This is a genomic window from Ruminococcoides intestinihominis (assembly GCF_040096285.1).
GTDB lineage: Bacteria > Bacillota > Clostridia > Oscillospirales > Acutalibacteraceae > Ruminococcoides > Ruminococcoides intestinihominis.
The window spans coordinates 1-10,522 of record NZ_JBBMEY010000052.1 but is presented as its reverse complement, the minus strand read 5'-3'; the positions used below and the strand labels follow the sequence as shown (position 1 = coordinate 10,522).

The window sequence follows — 10,522 nt, the reverse complement described above, 5'->3', positions numbered from 1 at the left end:
TGGAAACTTGTACCGACAGACAAGACACCTGCTGGAAAGCGTGATGATATATCGTTGAGGGAAAAAGAAGCACAGATAAAAAAAGACCTTAACGACGGTATCGACACAGTCGGCGGTAAAATGACAGTCTGCCAGCTCTACGACAAGAAGAACAGCCAAAGAAAGAACATCAAAAGGGCTACTGAAAAAGGACGACAGTATCTTATGAACGCTCTGAAAAATGACCCATTGGGTATGAGGGCGATTGATACGGTTAAGCAGTCGGACGCTAAAGAATGGGCTATTAGAATGAGTGAAAAAGGATATGCCTATAAAACGATTGATAACTATAAGCGTTCCTTGAAAGCGTCATTTTACATGGCGATACAAGACGACTGTATCAGAAAGAACCCATTTGAATTTAAGCTAAGTGATGTTCTGGAAGATGATACCGAACAGAAAGTTATCCTTACACCAGAGCAGGAAGAACGCCTGCTTGCCTTTATGGAAAAGGACAAAATTTATAGTAAGTATTATGATGAGGTTGTGCTTCTGCTGGAAACGGGACTTCGTATTTCTGAATTTTGCGGACTGACGACGCATATTGATATGCAGAACAGAGTACTCAATATAGACCACCAGTTATTGAAAGATAGCGAAATGGGTTACTATATTGAAACGCCAAAGACCAAAAACGGAAAACGGGAACTTCCATTGACAGAACGGGCTTATCAAGCAATCCAAAGAATACTAAAGAACAGAGGAAAGGCACAACCGCTGATTGTAGGTGGTTACAGCAATTTCCTATTCCTAAATCGTGAGGGCTTGCCTAAAGTTGCAGGAAACTATGAGGGCATGGTGCGAGGACTGATTAAGAAGTATAACAAGTATCACACGGACAAGTTACCGAACATCACGCCACATTCATTCAGACATACTTATTGTACGAATATGGCAAACAGAGGAATGAACCCAAACACTCTGCAATACCTCATGGGACACGCTAACATAACCATGACACTTGGCTATTACGCACACGGTACATTTCAATCTGCAAAAGCAGAACTGGAAAGACTGGCTTGTTAATATCGGAGCTTATATTTACTACTCATTTACTACTTTTGGTTGCATTTTCATGCTGGTAAATGCCAGCTTATGCAAGGTATCTTCCGAAAAGAAAATACCGATAAAGCCCTAAAATACGGGATATATCGGCATTTACCAACTTATGAAAAGATAATCAGAAATTTAGTAAGTTTTTAAAGGAAAAATCTGTTTTAATAGTGTTATAGTACATTGTACTTATCAAATAAACTAGGAGGTTTATTATGACTATTTTAGAAACAATTACTGATGGTTTATGCTCAGCAAAAAATGCAATTGTTGATGTAGCACAAGATGTTGTAGAAAAAAGTCATCAAAAAGCTCAGCTTAACCGTCTTCGCAGTATAATGAAGAAAGAAAACAAAACTATGGAACAGGCCTTTACTACACTGGGTAAGGCTTTTTATGAAAATATGACAGAAGAGGACAAGAAGGAACACCACCTAATCTGTCAAGTTATTGAAACAAGCAGTGAAAGACTTGAAAGAGCTCATAGACGCTATATTGAAATAGCTGATGGTATTACCGATCAGTCACCTGAAAATAAAGAAGAAATCACCAGTGAAGAACTGGACTCTCTAACTGTTGCTTGTTCCAATGAAAACGAGTACAAGGAAATGAAAACTCCTGTAAAAGTAATTGTTAAAGAAATCAAGCGTGAAGATACTCACGAAAAAACTGCTGAAGAAGTAAGAGCAGAAAACAGAAAGAAAATGATAAATCAAGCAATCAGCCACAATCAGCCATCAACTGATGCTGAAAATGAAATTGCAGAAGAAGATTCTTTCTGATTACAAACAAACTACTTAAGGCTGTCGTTGACAGCCTTTTGCTATCTATGGAGGAAAGTATGAGAAAAAATGTAAATGTAAGTGCAGTAATTTTTCGCACAATTTTTGTAACTTTAGGTGTGGTGGGAATCCTCTCAAGCCTAGGTTGGTTTAATAGGGAATACAACATTAACTGGTATGTATTTTACACAAATTTATCTAACTATATTTGTATAATAGTTATGTTTATATCCTTAATCTTTTCAGCAAAAGGCAAAGATACAGTATTGCCACGATTTAGGTTTTACTGTTTAATAATGATTTTGGTAACTTTCTTTGTGTACAACATTCTACTATCAAATGAACACACACCATATACATACTTTACAGATATTTCTTGTACACTACTTCACTGTGTACTGCCTATTATGTATTTTCTTGACTGGTTACTGTTCTGCAAGAGAAACACACTAAAGGTAGTTGACCCTATATTATCAGTAATTATGCCACTTATTTATGTTGCATATATTGTTATCAGAAGTTCACTGATTACACATCCGGCAAAAGGTGTTGTAATTTACCCATACTTTTTCTTAGACCTAGGAAAGCTAGGTTGGAGTGGCTTCCTAGGTTGGGTAGGAGTATTACTTGCTATCTTTATTGCACTTGGTTATATCCTATATATGATTGACAAAGTTATAAAAGGAAAGAACAAATCCAACTGATTTTTAGTAAAAACTTACTATTTTCATTTACAAAAATAAATACCTATGGTATAATTTACATATCAACTATAAAGGAATTGATAAAATGATAAGTAACGAAAGAATACAAGAGCTAATCAAGGCTTTTTTTGAAGACCATGACCATGGCAGAGAAGCAATGCAAAATGCAACTGTTGCTGAAAACATCTGCTTTATAGATTATCTGGAAGAACATTGCATCCCTAAAGCAAAGGAAATCAACAATGAAGATGACCTTAAGATGTTTACAGAATATGTTATCCATTTCCGTATGCTTACTTTAGAGAAAATTCTAAATCTGGATAAAATGTGGATTGTAGTTTCACATGGCACAAGCCACTTCTATGCACACGACAAGGATGCTATTGTACTTGTTGATACAAGCGGTGCCGATTACCTAATCAGCAACCTTGCTGAACAGAATTTTGATGTTGAAATTCGTGAAATTACCGGTGATGACTTTATTGCACTTGTTGAAGATATGCAAAGACTTGGTTTCCAGAACATTCAGTTTACTGATGGTAGACTAAGACCACTAGTTATCCCAAGAGATACTATCTTTAAAGCTGAAAAAAGTGAAACAACTATCAACCCTGACCTTTACATAGAGTCACTAATCTTCCTACAGCATGTTGCAAAGTTCCGTAAGGAAGACAAAAACATTGCAGTACAGGAAAACAGCCCTCTAACTTTAGCACTACAGAAAGCTACACTACTTGTACCTGCTATCGTACAAAGCAGAGACGGTGACCAAATGCAGGTTAAGTATCCTTTCCTAAATACAAATGTTGAAGGTCAGAAGATTTTACCTGTACTAACAGACCACAAGGAATATGATTACTTTGTAAACACACCACTTATGAAGGACTATGCATCCCTTGATGACGACAAGAAAGTTTGTATTGAACTTCCATTTGTAGAGGTTTACCGTATCTTCAAGACAGATAATCTATTTGCAATTGCAATTAACCCTGTTGGCATCAACCTCGTTATTAACAGAGATGTTATGGGCGTTGCAACTAAGAATATTGAACTTCATAACAACCCTAATGTTCTTGTTGAGAGAAACGGTGAAGAAGTTGATTATGATGACAATGAAGAAGTAGAAGAAGAAGCACCTTCAAACAGATATAAAGATGAAGAAACTTCTGATTTAAGAAAGAAAGTTCTTGAACACTTTATTGAAACTCAGAAAGGTGTTATTGAAAAGCACAAGGATGACACTTCAGAAGAAGGTCAAGAAAAGTTAAAGAAAGCTCAGCAGAAACTTGCTGAATTTGAGAAACAGCTGGAGGCTTTAAATGACTAAAGGTGAAAAGGCTGAGTCCTTGTTTAAAGAAGGTTACAACTGCTCCCAATCAGTAGCTATGGCATTTGCCGATGAGCTAAACATTCCAAGTGATGTTGTGGCAATGTCCGTTTCAGGCTTTGGTGGTGGAATGGGCAGAATGAGAGAAGTTTGTGGTTGTGTCAGCGGTATGGTATATGTGCTAAGTATTCTATATGGTTATAGCGACCCAAAGGACTTTCAGACTAAGAAAGAACTGTACCAAAGAATCAATGAAGTTGCCGACAAATACAAAGAAATTAACGGTTCTATTATTTGTAAGGAACTTTTAGGACTTGTAAAGAAGGACGGTATTGTTCCGGAAAAAAGAACTGATGAATATTACAAGAAAAGACCTTGTTCCGAACTTTGTAAAATTGCCGGTAACATTTTGGAAGAATATTTAAATTCTCACCCATATAAATAAAATTAATTTTAGTATTAAGAAAGACTGTTGTACAAAATGCAACAGTCTTTTTCTTCAGAAAGTAAAAACCGATTAACCCTAGTGGGCTAATCGGTTAATTTTTTACTTTACTTCAGTATATTTATATTCTGAATCGTAAGTCATATTCTTTTTAACTTGCTTATATGTACTTCCACTGGTTGTTGATACATACATTGAATAAGAAGTAGCCTTAGCCAATTTATTATCATCAGTAACCATTAGATAACCACCACTAACATAAGCACCTAGATAAACTGTAAATGTTTTTGTTGAGCCTTTCTTAATTTTCTTAGAATAGCCGGTATCAATAACCTTTGCAGTTATCTGTCTGGAGTAAACAACACCATATCTACAATCACTTTCACCATTATATTCCTTGTAACCATAGATACCGTTTACCTTCTTATAGTCACCTAACTTTGTAACTTTAAGTTTAGCAAACATATAATCATTTTCACTAATATTTAGGTCATAACCCTTTAGTGTGTCACCTTCTTCAATATCTGTATCATTCTTAACTTTATTAAATAGAATTTCATCAATATCAGAAGTATCTACACCATCAAGTGTTTTAGGAACTGTGCCTAAACCGGAAATTGTAATTTCCTTTTTAGCAGTAGTGCCGTCTTTGTCTTCGCTATCCTTTAGTACTGCATCATTGTCGTACATAGTAGCTTCAACAGTAACCTTGTCACCATTCTTTAGGTTGTATGATGGGTTAAATAGATAGTAAATCTTTGCGTTACTCTTGCCATTTTCAACTCTACCGTCACCGTCTAAGCCACTGACTTTTAGTTCAAAATGTTCCTTATCAAATGGGTCAATAATTTTCTTTTCTTCAAGGCCACTTACTTTGAAAGAAAATTCATCTGACTTTATGTTTACACCAAAGTTCTTTAACTTATCTTCATCATACTTAGCCTTTACTGTGATAGTATCGCCATTTTTGATTTTACCGTCATTACCTTTAACCAGTGAAAATGTGATATTGTTTAGAGCATTTTTTGTTTCAGTAAGTTCAGCAATTTTCTCTGAATATTCCTTGTACTTACTGTCACTTTTATCGCTAATATCACTTCTTTTTTCTGCAATTTCATCTCTTTCATCTTTGCACTTTTGATAGTCAGCCTTTGAATTTAATGTTGCTGTACCACTAAATCCATCAAACTGAACATACTTAGATAAATCAATATCATAAGCATTTTTGCCACAACCTGTTGCAAATAACAGTGAAGATAAAACTACAAGTCCACAAATAATTACGCTGATTGTTCTCTTCATTTCTTGCCCTCAGTTCTTTTTTTCTTTTTATATATTATTTGTTAAGAATAGAGTTAATAAGTCCACCCTTAGCAATAATATTCTGAATAAATTCAGGGAATGGTTCTGCCTGATATGTTTTGCCTGTTGTATCGTTAGTGATAACACCTGTGTCAAAGTTTACAGAAACAGTATCTCCATCCTTAATATCCTTAGCAGCTTCTTCACATTCAAGAATTGGAAGACCGATGTTAATAGAATTACGATAGAAAATTCTTGCAAATGTTGATGCAATAACACAACTGACACCTGAAGCCTTAATAGCAATTGGAGCATGTTCTCTTGAAGAACCACAACCAAAGTTCTTTTCGGCAACCATAATGTCACCTTGCTTTACATTCTTAACAAAGTCTTTATCAATATCTTCCATACAGTGAGCAGCAAGTTCACTATGAGAAGAAGTGTTTAAATATCTAGCAGGAATAATAACATCAGTATCTACATTATCCCCAAACTTATGTACTGTACCATGTGCGTTCATAGTAATAAAACCTCCTAATTAAAGTTTTTCCGGATCTGTAATGTAGCCCTTAACAGCTGATGCTGCAGCTACTGCAGGAGAAGCAAGGTAAACCTCACTGTCAACATGACCCATACGACCAACAAAGTTTCTGTTTGTTGTTGAAATAGCCTTTTCACCGGCAGCCAAAATACCCATATGACCACCTAAACAAGGGCCACAAGTTGGAGTTGAAACAACTGCACCTGCATCAATAAATATATCGAATAGACCTTCATGCATAGCATCTTTCCAAATCTGCTGAGTACCCGGGAAGATGATACATCTTACACCCTTAGCAATCTTCTTGCCCTTTAGTACATTAGCAGCAGCTCTTAGGTCGCTAAGTCTACCATTTGTACAAGAACCGATAACACACTGGTCAATCTTAACTTCTGTTTCACCGATTTCATCAACAGTCTTTGTGTTCTCAGGTAGGTGAGGGAATGCTACTGTTGGACGAAGTGTTGCTAGGTCAATAACATATGTTTCGTCATATTCAGCATCTTCGTCAGCAGTATATTCTACAGGAGTACCCTGGAATCTACCGTCACAGTATTCTCTTGTAATATCATCAACAGGGAAGATACCGTTCTTTGCACCGGCTTCAATAGCCATATTTGCAATACATAGTCTGTCATCCATATTTAGATGCTTAATGCCTTCGCCACAGAATTCCATTGACTTGTATAATGCACCGTCAACACCAATCATACCGATAATGTGTAGGATAACATCCTTACCACTAACATAACCCTGAGGTTCACCAACAAGTTCAAACTTAATAGCTGATGGAACTTTAAACCAAGCCTTACCGGAAATCATACCGGCACACATATCTGTTGAACCAACACCTGTTGAGAAAGCACCTAAAGCACCATATGTACATGTGTGAGAGTCAGCACCGATACATAGTGAACCGGGACCTACTAAACCGATTTCAGGAAGTAGGGCATGTTCAATACCCATCTGACCTACATCTCTATAATTCTTAATATCATACTTGTCAGCAAACTGACGAGAAATCTTTACCTGTTCTGCTGCTTTAATATCCTTGTTAGGAGTAAAGTGGTCCATAATCATTGCAATTTTTGTGTTATCAAAAACAGAGTCTGCACCATTTTCTTCAAAAACATTGATAGCAACCGGACAAGTAACATCGTTACCAAGTACAAGGTCCAAATTTGCCTCGATTAGCTGTCCTGCTTTAACCTCAGAAAGTCCTGCATGTGCTGCTAAGATTTTCTGTGTCATTGTCATACCCATTACAATCTTCCTTTCTGTTTTCATAGTGTATAAAATAACATTATAATTGTATCACTTATTGCCATTTAATTCAAGTCTTTAACATAGCAATAATATTTATACAACAAAAAAGAGGCTATGAAAAGCCTCTTTCTAATAGCAATTATTACTTAAAGTATCTATCAACAGTTTTTGTTAAACTGTCATCAAGTTCATAGTACTTACTGTCAACAACTCTAATATACTTTTTGTTCTTATCCTTAGGGAATAGTTTAACCTGACTTGTTACCAGTTCATCATCACTTGTACCCCAAAAAGTACAATTTTGTTTTGTATCAATTTTATCCACATAGCTGATTTTGTCCTTATCAACTTCCTTGTAGTTATCCATTGAAATTACTTTTTCAAAAAGACTTGTGCTTATATCCGACTCATTAGTTGACATTTTCTTATCCTTAGTGTCAAATACTACACCACACTTAAAGTTGTCATAATCAGTATATTTTTCTTCAAAACTTCTTTCGCTATCTTCTTCAACAAAGATAACACCGGAAATGTTAGTATTTAATGATACTAAAATTTTATATTCGCTATAACCTTTCAAGGTATTCAAATCACTTGCACCAGAGATTACACCCTCAGCTTTTGATAGCTTATAATCATTGTTTCCGTTATAAGTAAAATCGGTTTTCACATACATTTTGCCGTCACAAATAGCCTTACTGTCACTTTTCATAGTTGAAAGGATAGTACCCACACCACTTGTTGTACCGGTAACTAACATTGCAATCAAAGACACAACAGTAATTGCCAAACCAATACCACCTACTACATAACCGGACTTACCACCGTGTTTAGGTGCAATAGATTTCTTTCTTTTTTTAAGCATTAAAAATACAAACCAAATTATAATACCGATAACCAGTAGGATAATACCAAGAAGAATACCACCGGTTACAGATGTTGCTGTAGATAGATTCATCATAAACTCCCTTATAGTTAATTTACTTTCATTATAAGTGAAGTCACAAAAATAGTCAATAAACAGTGGTTTTATTCTGCTTATTTACTGTTGATTAGTTAACCACTATTTGTTATAATACTGATTAACATTAGATATTAAGGAGTTCTTATGAAATTTCTAAACAAAATTTTCTCAAGAGTTTTCATAATCGGATTTATCATTTTTATTCAAGTAGTCTTTCTGCTATTTTTAATGTTTGAGTTCCAACTTGCTTTTAGAATTGTAAGAGTATTTTTTATTTTAATCACAATTTCCCAGATTGTTTCTATTATTAATTCCAACAAAAATACTGCCTACAAAATGGCTTGGATTATTCCTATGGTTGCTTTGCCTACCTTTGGTGGTATGGTATATTTTGTTGCAGGTGGCAAAAGACCCGGTAGATTTTTGCGAAAAAGAATGGATAAAAGTGAAAGTCATTCTCAGAAGTTTAAACCTGATTGCAGTGTTACTCTTTATGAAATTGAAAAGCAAGACCTATGTATGAAAAATATTTTCGGTTACATAGATAGGATGGGTTATCCTGTATATAAGAAAAGTGATGTTTGTTACTATCCACTTGGTGAATATAATTTTCCTGTTATGCTGGAAGAATTACGAAATGCAAAGCACTATATTTTCTTAGAATATTTCATTATTGCCGATGGATATATGTGGAACAGTATTCTTGATATTCTAAAGGATAAGGCATCTCGTGGTTTAGATGTTAGACTGATTTATGATGATGTTGGATGTATTTCACTTTTGCCAAACAACTACCCAAAAACTTTAGAAAGTTACGGTATTAAGTGCATTAAGTTCAATCCCTTTAGACCTGTACTTTCATCAGTAGCTAACAATCGTGACCACAGAAAAATTATGGTTATTGACGGTCATACAGGCTTTACCGGTGGTATTAATTTAGCTGATGAATACATTAACAGAATAGAACGATTCGGTCATTGGAAAGATGACGGTATTATGCTGAAAGGTGACGCTGTGTGGAATTTAACAGAAATGTTCTTATCCACATGGAATGCACTAAGGCGAACAGAATGGGACTTTTCCCCTTATTTTCCTGACAGATATATTGATGAAATTTCTGTTATGCCACAAGGTGACGGTTATATTTGTCCTTATGGTGACACACCACTTGATGATGAACCAACTTCCGAAAATGTGTATTTATCCATAATCAACAAGGCTCAAAGGTACATTTACATTACAACACCGTATCTAATAATCAGTGCTGAAATGACAAGAGCATTAACCTTAGCAGCCAAAAGAGGTGTTGATGTAAGAATCATAACACCGGGTATACCGGACAAAAAGACAGTTTTCCAAGCTACAAGGTCATATTATCCTGCACTTATTCGCAATGGTGTCAAAATTTACGAATATTCAAAAGGTTTTGTACATTGCAAAAATGTTGTAGTGGATGATGAAATTGCAACAGTAGGCACAGTAAACTTTGACTTTAGAAGTCTTTACTTGCACTTTGAAAACGGTTGTTTGTTCTATAAATCCTCAATAATAAGCCAAGTTAAAGAGGATTTCCTAGATACTCAACAATACGGCAATCAAATTGTTTTAGAAGAAAACTTGAATGTAGGTTTCTTCCGTAGAATTTATTATGCAGTTTTGCGATTATTCTCACCATTAATGTAAAATTAAGGTAGTTGGTTATTTTGTATAACCGACTACCTTATAAATTTTATAAAAGTATCAAATAACACTTGATTTTTTCTTGTATTAATGTTATATTATTTTTGTTATGTAAATTTTATATTTGCTGATATAGCTCAGTAGGTAGAGCACTTCCATGGTAAGGAAGAGGTCATCGGTTCAAGCCCGATTATCAGCTCCATAAAAAGCCCATTAGTAAGCCACTTTCGGTTGACTAGTGGGTTTTGTTTTGCAAAAAATATTTGATAATGTGATTTTGATATTTTAATTTTGTTTGTGTGTAGAGGAAATTTCCCACTACAAATTAGGTTTTGTAGGGGTAAGTAGGTAGTAACAAATTTTAGCAAATAAGGCTCCCTTGTGTAAAGGGAGCTGTCGCTCGTAAATTGGAAGAATGA

10 protein-coding genes and 1 tRNA gene are annotated in these 10,522 nt (G+C 35.1%); 7 read left to right on the top strand and 4 right to left on the bottom strand.

The genetic code is table 11. From position 1 onward, the window contains the following. From WMO18_RS09690 to WMO18_RS09670, 5 genes are all read left to right on the top strand, one after another. Window positions 1–1,065: tyrosine-type recombinase/integrase (locus WMO18_RS09690; RefSeq protein ID WP_367286568.1), on the top strand; the 1,065-nt coding region annotated here is incomplete at its 5' end. 242 nt (window positions 1,066–1,307) lie between these two features. Then, window positions 1,308–1,874, top strand: coding sequence for a hypothetical protein (locus WMO18_RS09685; RefSeq protein WP_211147631.1), 567 nt, complete (start codon window positions 1,308–1,310; stop codon window positions 1,872–1,874). 59 nt (window positions 1,875–1,933) lie between these two features. Then, window positions 1,934–2,578: a Pr6Pr family membrane protein gene (locus WMO18_RS09680; protein ID WP_211147632.1), complete on the top strand. Its 645-nt coding sequence runs from the start codon at window positions 1,934–1,936 to the stop codon at window positions 2,576–2,578. A gap of 85 nt (window positions 2,579–2,663) precedes the next feature. Next, window positions 2,664–3,905 carry an SseB family protein gene (locus WMO18_RS09675; protein WP_367286567.1) on the top strand — a complete coding sequence of 414 codons (1,242 nt, stop codon included), beginning with the start codon at window positions 2,664–2,666 and terminating at the stop codon, window positions 3,903–3,905. Further along, on the top strand, window positions 3,898–4,350 hold the full coding sequence (locus WMO18_RS09670) for a C-GCAxxG-C-C family protein (protein WP_211147634.1): 453 nt from the start codon (window positions 3,898–3,900) through the stop codon (window positions 4,348–4,350). The genes WMO18_RS09675 and WMO18_RS09670 overlap by 8 nt, the downstream gene beginning before the upstream one ends. 102 nt (window positions 4,351–4,452) lie before the next feature. Here WMO18_RS09670 and WMO18_RS09665 read toward each other — a convergent pair whose 3' ends face one another. The 4 genes from WMO18_RS09665 to WMO18_RS09650 all read right to left on the bottom strand — a co-directional run bounded on the left by WMO18_RS09665 (window position 4,453) and on the right by WMO18_RS09650 (window position 8,420). Next, window positions 4,453–5,652, bottom strand: a complete 1,200-nt coding sequence (locus WMO18_RS09665; RefSeq protein ID WP_211147635.1) for a hypothetical protein — start codon at window positions 5,650–5,652, stop codon at window positions 4,453–4,455. 34 nt (window positions 5,653–5,686) lie between these two features. Continuing rightward, entirely contained in the window at window positions 5,687–6,172 is a 486-nt protein-coding gene (leuD, locus tag WMO18_RS09660; protein WP_022505161.1) for a 3-isopropylmalate dehydratase small subunit, read from the bottom strand. A gap of 18 nt (window positions 6,173–6,190) precedes the next feature. Next, on the bottom strand, window positions 6,191–7,456 hold the full coding sequence (gene leuC / locus WMO18_RS09655) for a 3-isopropylmalate dehydratase large subunit (RefSeq protein WP_211147636.1): 1,266 nt from the start codon (window positions 7,454–7,456) through the stop codon (window positions 6,191–6,193). A 145-nt stretch (window positions 7,457–7,601) separates the two neighbouring features. Then, window positions 7,602–8,420, bottom strand: a complete 819-nt coding sequence (locus WMO18_RS09650) for a hypothetical protein (RefSeq protein WP_329980181.1) — start codon at window positions 8,418–8,420, stop codon at window positions 7,602–7,604. Window positions 8,421–8,567: 147 nt separating this feature from the next. On the opposite strand from WMO18_RS09650, the gene cls reads away from it, so the two are divergent. Together cls and WMO18_RS09640 are read left to right on the top strand one after the other, a co-directional pair. Then, the gene (gene cls / locus WMO18_RS09645) at window positions 8,568–10,106 is read left to right on the top strand and encodes a cardiolipin synthase (protein ID WP_211147638.1); all 1,539 of its coding nucleotides are present in this window, start codon (window positions 8,568–8,570) and stop codon (window positions 10,104–10,106) included. 123 nt (window positions 10,107–10,229) lie between these two features. After that, window positions 10,230–10,305, top strand: a tRNA-Thr gene (locus WMO18_RS09640). Window positions 10,306–10,522 lie beyond the last annotated feature (217 nt).